Annotated in this window: 19 protein-coding genes and 1 pseudogene; 14 read left to right on the top strand and 6 right to left on the bottom strand. The window is 61.5% G+C overall.

The window, feature by feature from the left end; translation table 11 throughout:
* Positions 1–53 precede the first annotated feature (53 nt).
* A complete protein-coding gene (locus FY112_RS18550) occupies positions 54–2,042 on the top strand; it encodes a primary-amine oxidase (RefSeq protein WP_151519025.1) in 1,989 nt (662 codons plus the stop codon).
* Positions 2,043–2,113: 71 nt separating this feature from the next.
* Entirely contained in the window at positions 2,114–2,725 is a 612-nt protein-coding gene (locus FY112_RS18545) for a dienelactone hydrolase family protein (protein ID WP_151519024.1), read from the top strand.
* 97 nt (positions 2,726–2,822) lie between these two features.
* On the opposite strand, the gene FY112_RS18540 is transcribed toward FY112_RS18545, so the two are convergent.
* Positions 2,823–3,197: a VOC family protein gene (locus tag FY112_RS18540; protein WP_131628360.1), complete on the bottom strand. Its 375-nt coding sequence runs from the start codon at positions 3,195–3,197 to the stop codon at positions 2,823–2,825.
* A gap of 8 nt (positions 3,198–3,205) precedes the next feature.
* Positions 3,206–3,382: a hypothetical protein gene (locus tag FY112_RS36820; protein WP_165504189.1), complete on the bottom strand. Its 177-nt coding sequence runs from the start codon at positions 3,380–3,382 to the stop codon at positions 3,206–3,208.
* 261 nt (positions 3,383–3,643) lie between these two features.
* Between FY112_RS36820 and FY112_RS18535 the strand changes: the two genes are divergently transcribed.
* The 9 genes from FY112_RS18535 to FY112_RS18490 all read left to right on the top strand — a co-directional run bounded on the left by FY112_RS18535 (position 3,644) and on the right by FY112_RS18490 (position 15,498).
* Positions 3,644–4,624, top strand: coding sequence for an SDR family oxidoreductase (locus tag FY112_RS18535; protein WP_151519023.1), 981 nt, complete (start codon positions 3,644–3,646; stop codon positions 4,622–4,624).
* 265 nt (positions 4,625–4,889) lie between these two features.
* Positions 4,890–5,963 carry an AraC family transcriptional regulator gene (locus FY112_RS18530; RefSeq protein WP_131628359.1) on the top strand — a complete coding sequence of 358 codons (1,074 nt, stop codon included), beginning with the start codon at positions 4,890–4,892 and terminating at the stop codon, positions 5,961–5,963.
* Positions 5,964–6,130: 167 nt separating this feature from the next.
* A complete protein-coding gene (locus FY112_RS18525; RefSeq protein ID WP_151519022.1) occupies positions 6,131–7,363 on the top strand; it encodes an efflux RND transporter periplasmic adaptor subunit in 1,233 nt (410 codons plus the stop codon).
* The gene (locus tag FY112_RS18520; protein WP_151519021.1) at positions 7,360–8,064 is read left to right on the top strand and encodes an ABC transporter ATP-binding protein; all 705 of its coding nucleotides are present in this window, start codon (positions 7,360–7,362) and stop codon (positions 8,062–8,064) included. The genes FY112_RS18525 and FY112_RS18520 overlap by 4 nt, the downstream gene beginning before the upstream one ends.
* On the top strand, positions 8,061–9,200 hold the full coding sequence (locus tag FY112_RS18515; RefSeq protein ID WP_151519020.1) for an ABC transporter permease: 1,140 nt from the start codon (positions 8,061–8,063) through the stop codon (positions 9,198–9,200). The genes FY112_RS18520 and FY112_RS18515 overlap by 4 nt, the downstream gene beginning before the upstream one ends.
* 4 nt (positions 9,201–9,204) lie before the next feature.
* Positions 9,205–10,416, top strand: coding sequence for an ABC transporter permease (locus FY112_RS18510; protein WP_017961007.1), 1,212 nt, complete (start codon positions 9,205–9,207; stop codon positions 10,414–10,416).
* 137 nt (positions 10,417–10,553) lie between these two features.
* A complete protein-coding gene (locus FY112_RS18505; RefSeq protein WP_027668996.1) occupies positions 10,554–11,525 on the top strand; it encodes a DMT family transporter in 972 nt (323 codons plus the stop codon).
* 531 nt (positions 11,526–12,056) lie between these two features.
* A complete protein-coding gene (locus FY112_RS18495; protein ID WP_017961005.1) occupies positions 12,057–13,544 on the top strand; it encodes a right-handed parallel beta-helix repeat-containing protein in 1,488 nt (495 codons plus the stop codon).
* 460 nt (positions 13,545–14,004) lie between these two features.
* Positions 14,005–15,498, top strand: a complete 1,494-nt coding sequence (locus FY112_RS18490) for a right-handed parallel beta-helix repeat-containing protein (RefSeq protein WP_131709400.1) — start codon at positions 14,005–14,007, stop codon at positions 15,496–15,498.
* A gap of 66 nt (positions 15,499–15,564) precedes the next feature.
* Here FY112_RS18490 and FY112_RS18485 read toward each other — a convergent pair whose 3' ends face one another.
* From FY112_RS18485 to FY112_RS18475, 3 genes are all read right to left on the bottom strand, one after another.
* Positions 15,565–15,846 (bottom strand): nodulation protein, encoded by a 282-nt coding sequence (locus FY112_RS18485; protein WP_131709399.1) that lies wholly within the window; start codon positions 15,844–15,846, stop codon positions 15,565–15,567.
* A gap of 137 nt (positions 15,847–15,983) precedes the next feature.
* Positions 15,984–16,628 (bottom strand): NrsF family protein, encoded by a 645-nt coding sequence (locus FY112_RS18480; RefSeq protein ID WP_131645590.1) that lies wholly within the window; start codon positions 16,626–16,628, stop codon positions 15,984–15,986.
* Positions 16,625–17,173, bottom strand: coding sequence for a sigma-70 family RNA polymerase sigma factor (locus tag FY112_RS18475; RefSeq protein WP_017961002.1), 549 nt, complete (start codon positions 17,171–17,173; stop codon positions 16,625–16,627). Before FY112_RS18475 ends, FY112_RS18480 begins: the two co-directional genes overlap by 4 nt.
* Positions 17,174–17,409: 236 nt before the next feature.
* Here FY112_RS18475 and FY112_RS18470 point away from each other — a divergent pair, with 236 nt between their 5' ends.
* The 3 genes from FY112_RS18470 (at position 17,410) to FY112_RS18460 (ending at position 19,362) form a co-directional block, all read left to right on the top strand.
* Positions 17,410–17,661: a pentapeptide MXKDX repeat protein gene (locus tag FY112_RS18470; protein WP_017961001.1), complete on the top strand. Its 252-nt coding sequence runs from the start codon at positions 17,410–17,412 to the stop codon at positions 17,659–17,661.
* An 85-nt stretch (positions 17,662–17,746) separates the two neighbouring features.
* Positions 17,747–18,589 carry a cytochrome b/b6 domain-containing protein gene (locus FY112_RS18465; RefSeq protein ID WP_017961000.1) on the top strand — a complete coding sequence of 281 codons (843 nt, stop codon included), beginning with the start codon at positions 17,747–17,749 and terminating at the stop codon, positions 18,587–18,589.
* The gene (locus tag FY112_RS18460; RefSeq protein WP_151519019.1) at positions 18,586–19,362 is read left to right on the top strand and encodes a molybdopterin-binding protein; all 777 of its coding nucleotides are present in this window, start codon (positions 18,586–18,588) and stop codon (positions 19,360–19,362) included. Before FY112_RS18465 ends, FY112_RS18460 begins: the two co-directional genes overlap by 4 nt.
* A 101-nt stretch (positions 19,363–19,463) precedes the next feature.
* Here FY112_RS18460 and FY112_RS18455 read toward each other — a convergent pair.
* A pseudogene (locus FY112_RS18455) lies at positions 19,464–19,878 on the bottom strand (protocatechuate 3,4-dioxygenase); the annotation flags it as partial.

The following is a 19,878-nucleotide window of genomic DNA, read 5'->3' as shown; positions in this document are numbered from 1 at the left end:
TGGTGCGTCGTCTCCCCCCGAAACCAAGAGGCTTGAAACCAAGAGGTATTTCAATGGACGCCGTTGTCGCAGTCACCCATCCGCTCGATCCCCTGAGCCTCGACGAGATCGCTTCTGCCGTTGCCATACTCAAGGATACGCAGACACTCGCACCCACCTTCCGCTTTCCGATAACCCGGCTGGAGGAGCCGACCAAGGCGGATCTTGCCGTCTATCGCCTGGGCGACCGGCTGCCGCGCCTCGCCTTCATCCTGGCAATCGACATCAGCAATGGCGAAACCTTCGAGGGCGTCGTAGACGTGACTGCCGGCACGGTGTCCTCCTATATCCGGCTGCCCGTCGATGAATTGCCCTATGGCCAGCCGCCGATCATGCTGTGCGAATTCGAAACCGTTGAAGGCACCGTCAAATCCGATCCGCGCTGGATCGCTGCCGTCAAGAAGCGCGGCATTACCGACGAGGATATTCCGCTCATCCAGATCGATCCTTTTTCCTCGGGCTATTTTGGCCGCGAATTCGAGAAGGGAAAGCGCATCGTCCGCGCCGTGTCCTATTGGCGCGAGGATATCCGTGACAACGGCTACGCGCATCCGATCGAGGGCGTGGTGGCGGTGGTCGATCTGATCACCAACCGAGTGGTCGATCTCGTCGACGATGAGAAGATCATTCCGGTCCCGAGGAAGAAGCACAATTATGGCCGCGAAACCTTCCCGGAACCACGGCCCGATCTCAAGCCGCTGGATATCGTTCAGCCGCAAGGGTCGAGCTTTACTGTCGACGGTTGGAAAGTCGAATGGCAGAATTGGAGTTTCCGTGTCGGGTTCACCCCGCGCGAGGGGCTCGTTCTGCATGAACTCGGCATCAAGGATCAGGGCAGGCTAAGGCCAGTCGTCTTTCGCGCCAGTGTCACCGAAATGGTCGTACCCTATGCCGATCCGACGGCGAACCACTATTGGAAAAGCGCCTTCGATGCTGGCGAATATGGTCTCGGACGCCTGGCCAATTGCCTCGAACTCGGCTGCGACTGCCTCGGCCATATTCACTATTTCGACGTGCCGGCGGCCGATGATTTCGGCCAGCCCTTCATCATGAAGAATGCCATCTGCATGCATGAGGAGGATTACGGCATCCTCTGGAAGCATTACGAATTCCGCAACGGTATTTTCGAAGTGCGCCGTTCGCGCCGCCTCGTCATTTCCTTCTTCGCAACCGTCGGCAACTACGATTACGGCTTCTATTGGTATCTTTACCAGGACGGCACGATCCAACTCGAAGCCAAGCTCACCGGCATCATCCAGACCGCGGCGGTCGCGACCGGCGAAACCTATCCATGGGGCGGCATGGTCGATGACCATCTCGGCGGTCCGACCCACCAGCATTTCTTCAATGCGCGTCTGCACATGGATGTCGACGGCGGCGACAATACCGTGACCGAGCATGAGTTCGTGCCGCGTCCCTGGGGTGAAGACAACCCCTATGGCAATGTCTTCGATACCAGGAGTCGGGTGCTGAAGCGCGAACTCGATTCGCCGGCACTCGCCAATGGCGAGACCGGCCGTTACTGGAAAGTCTCCAACCCCAACATCCAGAACAGCGTCGGCAAGGCGCCGGGCTACAAGATTGTCGTCATGCCGTCGCCTGTTATGCTTGCCCAGCCGGATTCGACCGTTGCCCAGCGCGGCGGCTTCGCCAAGAAACACATCTGGGTCACCGCCTTCGATGCCAGGGAAAAATATGCGAGCGGCGATTATCCGAACGTGCACGCCGGCGGCGACGGCCTGCCGGGTTATGTCAAGCAGAATCGGGAAATCGAGAATGCCGATGTCGTGCTCTGGCATTCCTTCGGCCATACCCATGTCTGCAAGCCCGAGGATTTTCCGATCATGCCCGTGGAATATGCCGGCTTCACGCTGAAACCAAACGGCTTCTTCGCATCCAACACCGCCATGGACCTGCCGCCGGAAGGAAACAGCCAGAGCGTCGACAATCGCCTGCAGCCTTCGCCCGACGACACCGGAAACGGTTCCTGCTGCCACGCCTAGACCATGGCAGCTTCTGTACCGTGTCGGCACTCTTCCCGGCGAGGGAATGACGCTGTAGAGTTGCAGAATGTTTGCCCGACCATCCCACCCGGAGGCTCCGTATGGCTGAGGTCCTGTTGTTTCACCACGCACAAGGGCTGACCCCGGGTGTGCGTGCATTCGCCGATGACATCAGGGCAGCCGGCCATATCGTGCACACGCCTGACCTGTTTAAAGGGCGCACGTTCCCCAGCATCGAGGAGGGTCTCGCCTATATCGGGGAGATCGGATTCGACGAGGTCAGGGAGCGCGGCGTCCGGGTCGCCGACGAATTGCCACCCGGGCTCGTCTATGCGGGGTTCTCGTTCGGTGTGCTGCCGGCGCAGAAGCTGGCGCAGACGCGGCCCGGCGCCCGCGGGGCTCTGCTCTTCTACTCCTGCCTGCCGATCAGCGGCGAGTGGGCCTTCGGACCCTGGCCGGAGGGCGTCGCGGTGCAGATCCACGGCATGGACAACGACCCGATTTTCGTCGGCGAGGGCGACATCGACGCCGCCCGCGAGATCGTGGAGAAGGTCGAGGACGCGGAGCTTTTCCTGTACCCGGGCGATCAGCACTACTTCGCCGACAGCTCGCTGCCGTCCTATGATGCGGATGCGACCGCGCTGCTCACCCTCCGCGTGCTCGAATTCCTGAATCGCGACTGATCCAGACATTCCGTGGGAGATCCGGTTTGGCTCCGGTATAGCCGTCCTGAGATAGATGCCGTTCATCCTGCAGCGCGGGCTTTCGGCGCGGAGCGGATTATTCTGACACCACGCAGAAATTGTTGCCTTCGGGATCATTCAAGACCGTGTAGCCATCCGCTTCCCGGACGAAGCTCGCTTCGAGGGATAAAAGCCGTTCTACCTCCCTGGCCCGATCGGGGGTGGCAATATCGAGATGCAGTCGGTTGCGGGCGGGACGTTCCCCCTGGCGAAGTTGGAAGCAAAGGCGGGTTCCGGGACCTTCGACCATCACGCTCGGGTCAGTCTCGGGTGTCAATCCGAGAGCGGCGAGGCGGGCCAGTTCTTCGTCGTCATATGGCATCACGTCGTAGCCATCGAGCGCCTCCGCCCAGAACCGGGCGACACGCGAGGGAATGTCGCAATCGATGACGATTTCTTTTAGCCTTGCCATGGAATCCTTCAAGAATTGTTGGGCCGGCGACGGCAAACGCGTTCGACGAGCGCGCCACCGACGGCCGGCAGCAATGCGAAAAGTATGAGCTGCGGTGTCTCCGTCAGCGCCAACAGGCCAGACATGAGGAAGGCGACCAATAATCCTGCCAGCACCCCGGCTGCATAGGGCAGATAATCCTTCAAGTAAGCCTCCGTCTTGTGCTGATCTCAAACAGAAGGGGCATTATTGGCTTGAGATAGAGATCTTTGCGGTATCGGCAATGGCTGGTTGCGGCCGAATCTCACGTCGTCCGATCGGTTTATGCGGAATGCCACCACGTTGGTTTACGCGACAGGTCGACCCAAACGACGTGAGCCGGTGCACGTGTTTTGCAGGAGACGACCGATTTCTTTCGCGCTATGAAGACTGACGGCATATCCCCGCTACATCCCGAGGTCCTTCACATGGCTTTGAAAATCCTTTTCGTTGGCGGTACCGGCCAGATTTCATATCCATGCGTCGAGCGCGCCGTGGTTCAGGGCCACGATGTCAGCGTCTATAACCGCAGTTTGAGAGGCGACCCATTGCCTGCGGGGGTTACCTCGATCGTCGGCGATCTCGCGGCGCCCGCCTATGCGGACTTGGCCAAGGCCAATTATGACGTCGTGTGCCAGTTCATTGCCTTTACGCCCGATCAAGTCGCGCGTGACATCGATGTGTTTGCCGGGCACTGCGGCCAGTACATCTTCATCTCTTCGGCTTCGGTCTATGAAAAGCCGCCGCGCCATTATGTGATTACCGAACAGACACCGGCGATGAACCCCTACTGGCGCTATAGCCAGGACAAGATTGCCTGTGAGACTCTGCTCAAGAATTCCGGGAATCTCCCCTGGACCATCGTCCGCCCCAGTCACACCGTTCGCACCGGCCTGCCGATCATGATGGGCGACAGCGACGTTATGGCGAGACGCATGCTGGACGGCGAGCCCACCATCGTAGCCGGCGATGGCCACACGCCCTGGACACTGACCCGCTCGGTTGATTTCGCGGTGCCCTTTGTCGGGCTTTTCGGCAAGCCGGCGGCGTTGAACGAGATCTTCCACATCACCTCCGACCGCGCCCACATCTGGGACGATATTCAAAAGACGATCGCCAGATTGCTTGATGTCGAGGCCAAGATCGTACACGTGCCGACGGACACCCTGGTCCGGTACAATCCGGAGTGGGTTGGCCCGCTGCGGGGCGACAAGGCATGGTCGGCGATCTTTGACAATTCAAAGGTCAAAAGCGTGGCGGGCGACTTCAGCTGCGCCGAGAGCCTTGATGAAATTCTGGTGGAGCCGATCATGCATCTCAAGCAGCGCCTCGCCAAGAACCGTCCGCCAAAGGGCGATCTCGATGCTTTGGTCGATCGGATTTGCGCTGCGCAAAGCGCTCTCGGCTAGGCAGGCCCTGGTAGAGCAACTTTCCGAAAGACAAGGCGCAGGCGGTCGTGCCCGCGCTGATCACCCGGACCTGCGATGTCGCCGATCTCGACAGCCTGTCGGATTGGCTGGAAAACAACCATACCGACCTTAATGGCGGATAGAGACTTGTGGCCGGCGACCCAAAGGGTCGGACGAGGTATCACGGCATGCCGCTCACAAAAAATCCCCGCCTAAAACGCGTCCTAAAACATGATGGAGGTCGCGCCGGCTGAGGATCTCGGCAATGATGGCCATCCATTCGCCACTCCGATCCTATCAGGCCATGCTGTTCATTCCGCTTCCTTTCGTCGTTGCCCTGCTGCTGCTCATCCTCTTCGTTGCCGTCCTCAGGCGCGACGAGGAGGCGCAGCCCAACCTGCCGTTTCTGGCACTGATCCTGCTCGCCGTGCTGCAATCCGTCCTCTCCGGCCTGCGCTGGGGCTACGGGGTGCAGGCGGCGGGCGTGATCGCGCCTGTCACCGCGGCGATGGTGCCGCCGCTTGCCTATGCCGGGGTTTCCAGGCTGGTGAGGACGAGCCGGCGGCCGCTGCCGACGCGCATTGCACTGCATGCGGTGCCTGCCGCGGTCATCCTGCTTTTGATGGTGTTCCGGCGGGATGCGATCGATCTCGCGCTGGTGCTTGTTTTCGTCGGCTATGCCTTGGCGATCCTGCTTCTGATGCGGCCGGGCGCGGATGCGCTTCGGCTAGCGCCCTTCGAGGGAGCGGTGCCGGCCTATCGGGCGATCATCTTCGCGGCGGCGGCGCTGTGCCTGTCGGCCTCGGTCGATATCTTCGTCTTTTTCGATTTCACATGGGCGCATGGCGAGCATGCGCTGACGCTGATCAGCGTCAGCAATCTCGCGGTTCTCGTCATCCTCGGCATCGCGGCAGCCGCCGCCAGCCGAAGCCGGGCGCCGGCCGAGGCGGTGGAGACGGTGCTGAAGTCCGAAACGACCGAAGACAAGGAGACGATCGCCACGGTCGATGCGCTGATGGAGGCAAAAAAACTCTATCGCGATGCCAATCTCAATCTCGACCGGCTGGCCCGCAAGGCCGGCATTCCCGCCCGCCAGATCTCGGCGGCGATCAATCGGGCGATGGACAAGAACGTCTCGCAATATGTCAATGACTACAGGATCGGCGAGGCCTGCCGGCTGCTTGCCGCGAGCCAGAAATCGGTGACCGAGGTGATGTTCGAGGTCGGCTTCCAGACCAAGTCCAACTTCAACCGCGAATTCCGCCGTGTCACGGATATGACGCCGCTTGCCTGGCGTGAGAGGAAGGGCGGATCCGGCGTCTCTTCGGCTTCGTCCTGAAGTGACGCCCTGTCCTCTCTCCAGCTCATCCTGAGCGCCCCGTAGAGACCTCGAAGGACGGGGCTGGCAACCGGCGCTTCATCCAGCCAGTCTGTACCCACGCAATCACCCGCCCTCGTGGTTCAAGACGGGCCTTCGGGCCTCCTTACCATGAGGGCTGACCCCGGGTGCCTTGCCGCGCCAAGTACACAATCGCGATCGAGGACTGTCAGAAACGCGTTCGAGGTCGCGGTTTTGTCGCCGTTGGTCATTCTGGCGGCATGAACACGACATCAGAACATGACCGAGACCTTGCCGCTAAGCTGAGATCACTTTCGATCGAGCCCGCGGCCTTCAAGACGGAACCGCTGGAGCCCCATGTCCGGCGACATGTGATCCCCGGAGCAATGCTGGCCCTTGCCGCGACGGCATCGCTGGCGGTGGTTCTTTTCTATCGGCCCGAAACGCTGGAGCGCATCGAGACTGTGCTTGCAGGTCTCATAGGCAAGGACGAGGCCGCAATATCCGTCAATGGAGCCGACCTGCCCGCCGCCGGTCCTATCCGGGCTCCGCCCTCCAATAACCCAGCGGACAGGGCATTGCCGTCCCGGGAAGTCACCGGCTCCGGCTACGTCGTGGCCCCCGATATCGCCACCATCTTCTCCAAATATGAAGGTTGGATCGCTGCCGTAGAGGTTGAGGCGGGCGACAGGGTCGTATCGGGGCAGGTGCTGGTGCGGCTCGATGATGCCGGCGCCAGCTTTGCGCTTCAGGGGGCCGAGATCGCCCGGCAATCGGCGGAGCTGGCGCTAACGGCGAAGACTATTGAATTGGCGCAGGCGCGGTCTTCCCTCACGCGCACCGAGCGGCTTGCCGGGCGCGATGCGATGTCGGCGCAGATGCTGGAGGAGGCGAAGACGGCGTTCGACACTGCCGAAAATGCCGCCCTGCAGGCACGGCAGGACGTGGCCAAGGCGGATCTCGATATCGACAGGGCGCGCGAGCAGGTGGAAGCGCTGACCGTCCGGGCGCCGATATCAGGCACCGTCACGCGGCTTACCGCACATGTCGGCGACACCGTGCTGTCGCGCGAGGACAGCGTGCGGGAGAATGAAAGCCTGCTTGCGATTGCCGACATGGCAACCATGGTCATCGATGCCGATGTGGCCGAGGCGAATATCGCGTTGATGCGGCCGGGCTTGCGTGGCGAGGCGGTGCTCGACGGCTTTCCCGACCGGCCTTTTGCGGTCGAAGTATCGAAGATCGCGCCGATGATTTCGCGGGAGAAGGGGACGGTGACGCTTCGCCTGTCACTTTCCTCACCGCCGTCAGACATGCGCCCCGCCATGGCCGCGCGCATCCGCCTTCTGGTGGGTGAGGCCGGGGATAGCACAGACCATCAGCAAGGAGCAGAGCGATGACCGACACTCAAGAACCCTATATCGCGCTTCGCGGCGTCAGGAAGGCATTCAGGATCGGCGTGGAGACGATCCCGATCTTTTCGGGGCTCGACCTTTCCATAGCACGCGGCGAGTTCGTCGCCGTCATGGGGCCGTCGGGTTCGGGGAAATCGACGCTGCTCAACATGCTCGGCGGCATCGACAGCCCCGACGGAGGGGAGATCAGGATCGGCCGCAGCCATCTCGAGCAGATGGGCGAAGGCGCCAGAGCCGCCTGGCGGGCACACAGCATGGGCATCGTCTTCCAGTTCTACAATTTGCTGCCGATGCTGAATGCGGGCGAGAATATCGAGCTGCCGCTGCTGTTGAAGCCGCTCAAGCACAAGGAGCGGCGGGCGCGCGTCGAGACCGTGATGGATCTGGTCGGGCTCTCCGGGCGGCAGCGGCAGTTTCCATCCAGCATGTCCGGCGGGCAGCAGCAGCGCGTCGGCATTGCGCGCGCCATCGTCAGCGATCCCGATTTGCTTCTCTGCGACGAGCCGACCGGCGATCTAGAGCGGAAATCGGCGAACGATATCCTTGACATGCTTGGCTTTCTTAATCGAGGTCTTCAGAAGACCATCATCATGGTCACGCATGATCCGGAGGCGGCCTCTTTTGCCCGGCGCACGCTGCATCTCAACAAGGGCGAATTCATCAGCCAAGAGAGGCAGGGCCAATGACCTTCTTCCAGCTGATGCGGCGCAATGCCTGGCGCAAGCCGCTCCGGGCCACGCTTCTGATGTTCTCGGTCGGCGTCGCCTTCCTGATCTACGGGCTGACGGCGAGTTTCCTCAGCGGCTCGCAAGGGGCGGCCGGGGCAAGCGATACGCTGCTCGGCGTCTTCAACAAATCAGGCCGCGCGCAGCCGCTGCCGCTCGCCTATCTCAACAGGATCGCGGCGGACAGTGATGTCGCGGCCGTCGCCTATATGACGCGCATGCGGGGCTTCGTCGATGTCGAGAAAAATGTCTTGATGACGAGCGCGGTCGATCCACGATTGATCGCCGCGGCCAATGGCGACGAGCTCGGGCTGACGCCGCAGCTGATATCAGCGCTGGAGGAGGGTCGCGACCGGGTGCTGGTCGGCCGGGCGCTGGCGGAGGCGCAGGGCTGGTCGGTCGGCCAGCGCATCGGGGTCACCAGCCACTTGACAAGGGAAGGCGGCAGCCGCAACTGGAGTTTCGAAATCGCCGGCATCTTCGAAGGGGCCGACGCCAGCACCGACACGTATTTCATGATCGCCCGCTATGATGCCGTCAATGCGGCGCGCGCCCGCGGCAAGGATACAGTCGATGGCTTCTTGGTGCGACCGCGACCGGGCGTTTCATCCGGCGTGCTGGCGGCAAGGATCGACGCGCTGTTTGCCAATTCGGCGGCACCGACGCGCACTCAATCGGAAAAGCAGTTCATCGAGGCTTTCTTGCGGCAGTTCGCCGATATCGGCCTGATCGTCAGCCTCGTCGTCGGCGCGGCCTTCGTGACGATCCTGATGATCGTGGTCAACACCATGCTCTTTGCCGTCAGGGAGCGCAGCTTCGAAATCGGCGTCATGAAGGTGCTTGGCTTTTCCAGCGGGCGGATCATGGTGCTGGTCCTCGGCGAGACGCTGTTCGTCTTCGCCGCCGGCGGCGCGGGCGGGCTGGTGCTTGCCAAGCTCGCGACGCTGTTTGCCGGGCCGGAATTCGGCCTCGCCTTCACCTCGTCCGTGCTGCTGAAATCCGTCGCCATCATCGCCGGTCTCGGCCTCCTGACTGGATTGCTTCCTGCCGCCAATGCCATGCGCCTGCCCATCGTCAATGCCTTCAGATCGAGATAGTCCAATGTCATCAGCGCTTAAGCAGATCTTTCTCATGATCAGAGTCAATCTCGGCAGCCTGCCGCGGCGGCTGGCGATCTCGTTGTCGATGGTGTTCTCGGTCGCCCTCGTGGTGGCGGTGCTCGCAGGCTTCCTGGCGATGGCGCGCGGCTTCGATGCCGCGCTTGCCGGGGCCGGCTCGCCTGATGTCGTCGTCATCCTAGGCGGCGGCACCAACCAGGAGACCGGCTCGGATGTGCCGGCCGAGGCGATCCGCAGCCTTGCCGCCATGAGCGGTGACACGGGGATTGCCCGCGACGGTGCGGGCGGGCCGACGCTATCGCGCGAGACCGTCGTTCCCGTCGATATCAGGGCAAGCGACGGTGCCGACCAGACGTTGTCGCTGAGGGGCATGGACGTGGCAGGCCCGGGCTTGCGCGAGCGCGCCCTGCTTTCCGAAGGGCGGCTGTTTTCGCCCGGCGCCCGCGAGATCGTCGTCGGCGCCCGCATCGCCCAGACTTTCCCAGGCTTTGCCGTCGGCGAGACGGTGCGCCTCGGCGCGGTCGACTGGAGGGTCGCCGGCCATTTCACCTCAGGCGGCAGCGCCTTCGAATCCGAGATCTGGGCGGATCTGGAGGCGGTGCAATCGGCCTTCGACCGGCAGGGGCAGGTGCAGAGCCTGCGCGTGCGGCTCGATGGCGGGCGCGATGCCGCGAGCGCATTGACGACGTTGCGCGCGCGCCTGTCCGGTCTCTCGGGTCCGCCGCTCACCGCCGTCTCTGAGGCCGATCTCTACGCCGCGCAGGCCGAGCGCACCGAGACCCTGATCCGCCTGTTCGGCTGGCCGATCGCGCTCTTGATGGCGGTCGGCGCTACGGCCGGGGCGCTGAACACGATGATGAGCTCAGTCTCCGACCGGACCGTCGAGATCGCCACGCTGCGGCTGCTCGGCTTCGGCCGCTTGCCGGCCTTCACTGCCACCTGGGTCGAGGCCGTGGCTCTCTCTATCACCGGCACCGCCCTCGGCATCCTCGCCTCATGGCTCGCCTTCAACGGCTGGCAGGCCAGCACGATGGGCGCCAATAATACCAAGATGGCCTTCCAGCTCGACGTCACCGCCGATGTCGTGCTCACCGCCGGCCTGCTGGGACTTGCCATCGGCATCATCGGCGGCGCGTTGCCGGCACTTGCGGCGACACGGCTGCCGCTGACCTCGGCTTTGCGGGCGAGACGGTAGGGGCTGGCTGTCTAAATCTTCCGGGCGGGTCACATCATCACGGCGACCGTCCTGATCGGCCCGAAGGAGACATCCGCAACGGGCGGAGCGCCGCCCCTCATCTGTTCAGCCCATGGAAACTGTGGCATAACTCAGCCATGGCAATGAATGTCTTGGCGGTCCATCGCGACACGGTCGGGACGGAACAGGCGGCAGGCAATTCGCTTGCCGCCGCCTATTCCGTGGGCGTTCTCTGCTGGCTGCTGTCGGCCGGCGTCTATATCGCGGCGAAATGGGTTTCTACCGAGATGCCACCCTGGGCGCTCTGCTTCTGGCGCGTGCTGATCGCCTTCGCGATCCTGATGCCGATCGTGCGCCGGCATTTTGGCGACATGGTCGCGCTGATGTGGGCTCGCCCGCTCGAACTGCTTCTCATTGGCGGTGTGGGACTGGCGATCTGCCAGGGCATGATTTTTGTCGGCCTCGAACATGCCGATGCCACCACTGCCGGCATCATCATCGCCCTGATCCCGATCATCACCATGATCCTTGCCCGTTTGATGCTGGCCGAGCCGATGGGACGCTGGCAGGTGATCGGATCGATCCTGGCCTTTCTCGGGATCGTGGTCATCATCATCAAGGGCAGTCCGGCCGCGCTGATGCGGCTCGACTTCAACCCGGGTGAACTGTGGATCGTCGCCGGCGCGTTCTGTTTCAGTCTTTATACCGTCCTGCTCCGCCGCGCGAAATTCGACATGAATCGCCTTGCGCTCCTGGTGCTGCTGCTCGGTGCGGCGGTGCTGACGGCGCTGCCCTTCTACCTTTTCGAGCTATTCTCAGACGAGCGCTCGACGCTCAACGGCAGCGGGCTCATCGCGCTCGCCTATGTCGCGATCCCCGGCGGGGCGGTCATGTACTACCTCTTCAATCGCAGCATCGAGGCGCTGGGCGCGGCTCGGGCTGGCGTCCTCCTCTACATTCAGACCATCTTCATCGCCGTGCTCGCCTATCTGATCCTTGGCGAGCAGTTGCAACGCTATCACCTCGAAGGCGCGGCACTCATCATCGCCGGCTTGCTTCTCATCATCCTGCTGAAGCCGAAGATCAAGGCCGAAGCGGCTACTGCATAATTCCTTAAATCGGGATCGATTTAAGGATAAAATTATGCAGCAATTCAAAGTGCTACAGCGTCCTTTGCGCGTCTGAAAAGACGCGCGGCGCTGTAGGGCCTGAGGTCTCCCCATCGCTGCGACATGGTTGCCGCTGACCTCGGCCTTGAGGGCGAGGGGGGTAGGGTTTCACCTTGGAGTGCGCCTTTCGCTTACGCTCAAGGCGTTCGTCGCGGGCGCTCCTCACCCCCTGAGCGCAAGCGAAGCGAAGGCAAGAATCACATGGCGCATAGACGGAAGGCGACGTGTGCCTCGCGCAAACACGCCGCGATTTATTCACCTCGAAGTAGCCGATTTCTCGGCCCAAGTTGTAACTTTTATCACGCCAGGCAATTGCCTGTGGAATGAGGCGCGCGAGCCCGCCCATTGCCGCATTGACAACATCTTATCGCCTTCTTGCCGTGGCCGGTTTGCCCCCGCCGCATCCGATTGGCCGATCCTGGACGATCCCGCGGCGACATAACGATCCGACGAATAGGGCAACATGGCGATATGACAGTCTACTATGTGAACTCAGCGAGTGGCTCCGACCGCAACAGCGGAACGGGCCAGAATTCGGCTTTTGCGACTTTGTCCAAAGTGGAATCCTTGAAGCTGAAACCCGGCGACAGCGTGCTTCTTGCCAAGGGGAGCGTGTTCAACGAGCAGTTCGATATCAAATATTCCGGCAGCGAGAGCGCGCCGATCAAGATCGGTAGTTACGGGACGGGTGCGGCACCCGTCATCCACAGCAGCGGCGACGGCATCCACAGTCTCTATGCCTCCAACATCGTCATCGAGAACCTGAAAATATCGAATATCGGCGGTTCGGGCATCTATGGCGGCAGTGTCACCAACTGGACGGTCCGCGACGTCGAGATCGCCAAGACGGGATTGTCGGAAAACGCAGGCGCCGTCACCTTCCGGAGCAGCAAGAACGTCACGGTCGAAGATAGCAAGATATCGGGCGTTAAAGGCGACGGCTTCTGGATCGAGAAGGTCGACGGCGTCAAGCTTCTCAACAACACCGTCACCAGCGCGAACGGCTCGACGGCCGATGCCGTGCAAGTGAATGACAGCAGCAATATTCTGATCAAGGGCAATCATCTCGACCAGACCGACGCCAGCACTCCGAAGGGGGTGATAGCACTGGTGCGGGCAACGAATGCAGTGGTCGAGGATAATGTGCTCACCGGCGGCGGCTTCGGCATCAGCGCGCCCGCTGGCAAGAACGTCGCCATCCGCGACAACGACATATCCGGATATCACGGTTACAGCTGGTCCTTCGCCGTCGGTCTCGGCGATCAGGGCAATGCGCGGGACTATGATATTTCAGGCAACCATATTCATGACGGCGCATGGGGCGTTGCCGTCAGTGGCCCCAGCGGCGCCAGCTATACCCGCACGAATATCAAGGTCCACGACAACGTCTTCGACGACCTCTCGCAGGCGGCGCTGAAGGTCGACAGGCCGGCATCCGGCTCCTTCTACAACAATACGATCGAGACCGGCACCAAGGCCACCAGCATATCGCCGGCCATTGCCGACGCGCATACCTTCACGGTCAAAGGCAACCATACGGTCGCCAATGTCGAGACGGCGCTGGCAAGCCCGGTTGCGAAGATCGCGGCAGTCACGGAGGCCTCCGCGGATCCGGCGGTTGTCGCCGTCCATGACAATTTGAAAATCTTCACCGATACGGGCGACGCCCATCGCGGCAATCTCCTCGAAAACGACAGCTCGGATAACGACACCCTGGCGCTTCGGCGCTTCGGGGACGAAACCGTCGGCAAGCACGGCCTGACGCTGACCGGGGAATATGGTGAGATCCATGTGGACCGGGAAGGCAACTATGCCTACACGCTCGATGAAACGAAGCTCCCTGACCATAGCGGACATGTGAGCGAGTCGTTCAGCTACGGGATCAACGATGGAAGCTCGCATCATAGCGACGCGGATACGCTGACCGTCTTCATCCATCTGGATGGCTTGCTGAGCTGAGGTGAGGGTGCCGGGAGCGGCGCTATGCCGGGAGGCGTTCCTTCCGGGGAGGCGTGGCTCCCCGGAAGCGTTGCTCTCGCCATCATATGGCTCCGCAGTGTTCCCTCATCCGGCTGCCGCCGGGTGAGGGTAAGGGGCTGCAATACGGCCTCAACCTTTCCGGCTTGCGACTGACCTGAAACAGGACATCTCACCTCTGCGACCATACGTCGCCGAGGTGTACGATTATCATTCATTCACCTTTCGGTCGTTATTTAGTAGATTGTTTTCGTATAAGTTGTCATTTCCAGGATACGCCTCCGCCAGGCGTTCTCGGGACCAAGGCAGGCCCACAGGTCTGCCAACCGTCGTGAGGGCAATATCGAAGGCCTTTTGACATGGCCTTTAGCCCCGACCGCATCCGATCCACGCGTCGCAGCCGATTCAGACGGCTGCGCGGGCAATTCGAGAACAAGGCGATATGGCAATCTATTATGTGAATCCAGCGATAGGCTCCAACAGCAACAGTGGGACGAGCGAGGCCACGCCGTTTGCATCGTTCTGGGCGGTGGAAAACTTGAAACTGCAGCCGGGCGACAGCGTGCTGCTCGCCGCCGGAAGCGTGTTCAACGACCAGCTCGACCTTAAATACTCCGGCAGCGTTGCGGCTCCGATTACGATCGGCAGTTATGGTGTCGGCGATGCGCCGGTCATCCATAGCCCCAATGACGGCATCCACAGCCTCTATGCATCGAACATCGTCATCGAGAACATCAAGATCTCGGACACCGGCGGGGCAGCCATTTATGGCGGATATGTTTCGAACTGGACGGTCCGCAACGTCGAGGTCGATCACACCGGACTGGCGGGCAAATCAGGTTCCATCACCTTCCGGACCGGCTCGAACATCACCATCGAAAACAGCACGATCAACGACGTGAACGGCGACGGCGTCTGGATCGAAAAAGTCAACGGCGTCAATTTTCTCAACAACACCGTCACCAATGCCCACGGCACCGCGGCAGATGCCGTCCAGATGAACGACAGCAGCAATATCGTCATCAGCGGCAATTACCTCGACCAGACGGGCGCAGCTACGCCGAAGGGTGTCATCGCGCTCGTTCGGTCCGTAAATGCCTTGGTCGAGGACAACGCGATTATCGGTGGCGGTTTCGGAATCGGCGCACAGGCCGGCACCAACGTCACTATCCACGACAACGATATTTCAGGCTATGGCGGCTACAGCTGGTCCTATGCCATCGGTCTCGGCGATCAGGGCAATACGCGGGACTACGATATATCAGGCAATTATATCCATGACGGCGTATGGGGCGTGGTGGTCAGCGCCGCCGGCACGACCAGTTACGTTCGCGAGGGTATCGAGATCCACAACAACGTCTTCGACGACCTGTCGCAGGCAGCGCTAAAGGTCGACAGGCCGGCATCCGGCTCCTTCCACGACAATGTCATCGCCAGCGATGTGAGGCCATACAGTATATCTCCTGCCATCATTGCCGCGAACACTTTTCCCGTCAGCAACAACACCACGCTCGACGAGGCTCAGGCGATGATGCTTGCGAGCAGCGATAGTCTCGCGGTCGGCGATACGACGCACACGGACACGGCGCCTGCGCTTGTCGCAACCCATGACAGCCTGAAAATCGCCTCCGATCTGGATGGCGCCCATTACGGCAATCTCCTCGAAAACGACAGCTCGGCCAATGGAAATCTGCTGCTTCGCCGCTTCGAGGGCGAATTCGTCGACAAGGACGGCGTGACGCTGACCGGCCAATACGGCACCATCCATGTCGACAGTGACGGCGATTACACCTATACGGCCGACGCGGCAAAGCTCGCCGGACTCAGCGGAGACGTGAGCGACACCTTCCACTACAAGATCTCCGACGGGACTTCGCTGCATTTCGACACGGATACGTTGAGCGTCTCCATCCATGTGGATGACCTGCTGGGATGATGGGGATGCCGGCTGCAAATGGCGCTGCATCATCGCGGCGGCAGTCCGCCCAGCACTTGGGAAGTCTCATTGATCGCCGAACAGGATCCTGATGACGTCGACTTCGATTTCCGCGCAGATGATCTCGTATTCAGTGATGATTGCGGGATCGGCCGATCTATCCCGGCGCATGCGATCGAGGACGGCGCAGGCTTCGCCGTAGGCGCCGCATAATTCATAAAGATGGGGCTGGCTCGCCGCAACTGCTCTGATCGTTGCCCGCGTCGCCGGCAGCCTCATCATCAGCCTGGCCAGCCCCTGTTCCGCTGCTTGCCGGGTGAGGTGGGCTACGCCTTCTTTCCTGACCATGCCGTCATTCCTCGCTGCCTGTGTTTTCCTATTCAGGGGGGTACGCAAGACTCATCCCCCGAGTAGTACGCAGGAATGCTGCATCTGGTTTCATGCCGGATGAAGGATTAGTGGTGCCCTGCCGCAAACAGCCGGTGCTACCAGCGCAGGAGGCGGGGGCCGAGCAGTGCGCCGATTGCGCCGGTCAGCAGGATGCCGAGCGAATACCAGAGGGTGACGAAGGGCAGGCCGTTTTCCGTGCAGAACCAGGAATAGACCCAGGCGCCGGATGCGCCGGCGGCAATGCCGGCAATGAAGCCTGTGATGCCGAGGTTGCTCGGGGCGCCGCCACGGAGAGCCCAGGTATTTGCGATCAGGATCGGCATGGCAAAGGCAAAGATCAGCAGCGGGCAATGCAGGGCGGAGGAACCGAGCACCAGCACGGGATAGCTTGCAGCCGGCGACAAAGCGAGCTGGATGACCGCCATGACGGCGAGGGCGAGTATGATGGCCGCGGCAATCCCGAAAAAGCGGCCCTCCGAGCCATCCGGCCGGGACAGGCGGTAAACGGCTGCGAAGGCGGCGATTGCAAGCAAGGCATTGTAGGCGGACTTGATCCAGAAGGCCGGCAGCATCAGCGCCTGCGTCATATCGGTACGAAGGCCGAGGACGATAAGCATCAGCAGCAGCGAGACTGCTAAGGCCGGCAGGACGGCGAGTGCGAAGCGGCGTTCGAGCGCATGTCTCGGCACCGGCTTCAGATCCCGAACAAGGCTGTCGATCACGTCCTCAGTCTCTCTCACATTCCACCTCGCAATCTTGCCGCCAGCGCCTTGATGCCCCTGTGAACGCCGACCTTGACCGCCGATTCCGACTGTCCGGTGCGGCTTGCCGTGTCGGCTACCGACTGCCCCTCGAGCTTGACCTGACGGATCAGCTCCTGCTGGTGCTGTGGCAGGCCGTTCAACAGCCGTTCGACATCCATGCGCGCTGCAATCGCATCCTCCCTGAAATCGTCTTCGATCTCCTCGTCCAGTTCTATTTCCGCCTTGTACCGGCCGCCATGCTTTCGGTGGTGGTCGATCAGCTTGTAGCGGGCAATCGAGAAGAACCACGCGGTGAACGGCCGCTCCCTGTCATAGGTCGCCCGGCGCGAATGCAGCGCCAGCAACGTCTCCTGCACGAGATCTTCCGTATCGGATTTCGCGGTCGTGCCGATCCGCCCGCCGTAATAACCGACGAGCAGGGTTCGCAACGTCACGAGCAGACGCCGATAGGCTGCCTCGTCCCCGTCGAGGGAAAGAAGCATCAGCATCTTCAGTGCTTGTTCCGAATGGGCGCTCGTCATGTCGTCTGCAATATCATTCGGGTGGATGACGCTTTGGTTACAGGCGGGTTCAAAAATCTTCCGGCGGCAATTCGAAGTGTACAGCGTCCTTTGCGCGTCTCCAAAAGACGCAAAGGGCGCTGTAGCGCTATCACATAAGCGTGAGGCTGTAACCGCCTTCGCAAGGGGATCGAATTCAGGACCGCGAGCCGTCGGCGGGTGCCGGCGGACATGTCAATCGATCCGAGAAGATCCTCATGACCAAGATCCTTTCCAGCCTTGCCGCCTGCACATTCGTCATCGGCCTGTCGCTTGCCGGCGCCGCCAGCGCTCAAAGCGATGCCATGAAGAAAGACAGCATGAAGACCGACACGATGTCGAAGGACGCCATGTCCAAGGACGCAATGGCGACCGGCAGCACCAAGGCCGACTGCATGCACAATGCCGGCATGGAAAAGGACACGATGAAGAAGGACACGATGATGAAGGCCTGCGACGCGATGCAGTAAGTTTAGCCGCGGCCGCTGAAACTTTATCGTCGGCGGCCGCGTCCTTTCTCGCGAGGACCTTTTATGCCGATCCGGAGGAACTACAATGGTTACGACCGATGCCGGCATGGCGAGCGAACGCACGCTCTTCTACCGCCATGGGCTGCTGGTGCGCCTCTCGCACTGGGTGAACGTGCTGTGCATGACGGTGCTGTTGTATAGCGGCCTGCAGATATTCAACGCCCATCCGGCGCTTTATTGGGGCCAGTATGGCGCCGATGACGATCCGTCCTTCATTTCCATGGAGGCGGAACAGGAAGGCGATGTGCTGAAGGGCGTGACGCACTTGGGCGGATTGAGCTTCGACACGACGGGCGTTCTCGGGGTTTCGAATGTCGATGGCGAGGCAGCTGTGCGCGGTTTTCCGAACTGGCTGACCTTGCCGACCTACCAGGATCTGGCATCGGGCCGGCGCTGGCATTTCTTCTTTGCCTGGCTGTTCGTCATCAACGGCTTCATCTATCTCGCCTATGGTTTTGTCAGCAGGCATTTCCGCCGCGATCTGCTGCCGGCGGCCGAAGAGCTGAAGCCTTCGCATCTCGGCCACGAGATCGTCAGTCACGCCCGGCTGCGCTTTCCCAAAGGGGCCGAGGCACGCCACTACAACACGCTACAGAAACTCGCCTATGTCGCCGTGATCTTCGTGCTGCTGCCGCTGATGATCGGAACGGGGCTTACCATGTCGCCGGGCTTCAATGCGGTCGCGCCCTGGCTACTCGATCTGTTCGGCGGCCGGCAATCGGCCCGCACGCTGCATTTCCTGACCGCCTTCTCGCTCGTCGCCTTCGTCGCCGTGCATGTGGCGATGGTGCTGGTCTCGGGTGTGTTCAACAATCTGCGTTCGATGGTCACAGGCTATTACGACATCGGGCAGGGAGGAAAGTCATGAGCCGCATCATCACCAGGCGTCGCTTCCTGATCGGCGCGACCATGACGGCATCGGCGCTGGGGCTCGCCGGCTGCGATGCCCTCGTCGAAAACGATCGGACGAAATCGGTGTTGAAGATCGCCGAAGGCTTCAGCATGAAGACGCAACGCTTCCTGCTCGGTGACGACGCGCTCGCCCGGGAGTTCACCGAAGCTGATATCTCGCCGACCTTCCGCGCCAACGGCACGAGCATACCTGATAATGCCCGCTATATCGACTGGATGAACCAGCGGTTTTCGGGCTGGAAACTCGAAGTCGGCGGGCTGGTCGACAAGCCGATGCAATTGTCGCTGGCGGAGCTGAAAGCGCTGCCGGCCCGCACGCAGATCACAAGGCATGACTGCGTCGAGGGCTGGAGCGCGATCGGCAAATGGACAGGCGTGCCGCTCGGTGCGCTGCTTCAGACGGCCGGTCTGAAACCCGAAGCCCGCTACATCGTGTTCCACTGCGCCGACGAATATGAAAAGACGCTCGACGGCAGCGGCTGGTATTACGAAAGCATCGATCTCGTCGATGCGTTCCACCCCCAGACGATCCTTGCCCACAGCATGAACGGCCGCGATCTCGAAGTTGCCCATGGCGCGCCTCTGAGGCTCCGGGTCGAGCGGCAGCTCGGCTACAAGCAGGCAAAATACCTGACCGGCATCGAAGCCGTCGCCGATCTCGGCCAGCTCTACGGCGGCAATGGCGGCTTCTGGGAGGATCGCGGTTATGAATGGTATGCGGGCATATAGTCCCCCGACCGACATGCCGACCTTGACGCTTTCCTCGTGTCGGGTTCCACGGCCGGAGATGTCGTCGTGATCGAGGGTGCGCAACCCCGCCGCTGCCGCGCTCAGGCAGAGAGGCCGATGGTGATGGTGGCGGACAGCACGCCGCTATCGAGCTTTTCGAAATCGAACATGTGGTCGGCCGCATCCTCCGGGATGAGGCCGTCCTCGTCGTTGCGCGTATCGCGGGCAGGGCGCCCGAGATAGTCGGGATGCTCACTATAGATGATATCGCTCAGCACATCATCGAAATAGATCTGGCTGATGAGAAGCTCCTTGCCCTCGACGAGGATGCGGCAGTGAACATGCGGCGTACGGCCCTTGTACCATCCGGGATAGGCCGTCAAAAAACTTGCCTGCCCCTTGGCATCTGTCAGCTGGCGGCCGCGGAAGGCGAGCCCGCTGATCGCTTCGGCATCGCCGAAGGTGCACATCTCAGCAGCCTCGCGGCCGGAATAGATGCCGCGGTGATCGGTATGC

This window comes from Rhizobium sp. PEPV16, from assembly GCF_008919455.1.
In the GTDB taxonomy this organism is placed as follows: Bacteria; Pseudomonadota; Alphaproteobacteria; order Rhizobiales; family Rhizobiaceae; genus Rhizobium; species Rhizobium leguminosarum_Q.
The sequence above is the reverse complement of the archived record's forward strand: the minus strand, read 5'-3'. Positions and strand labels throughout refer to the sequence as shown.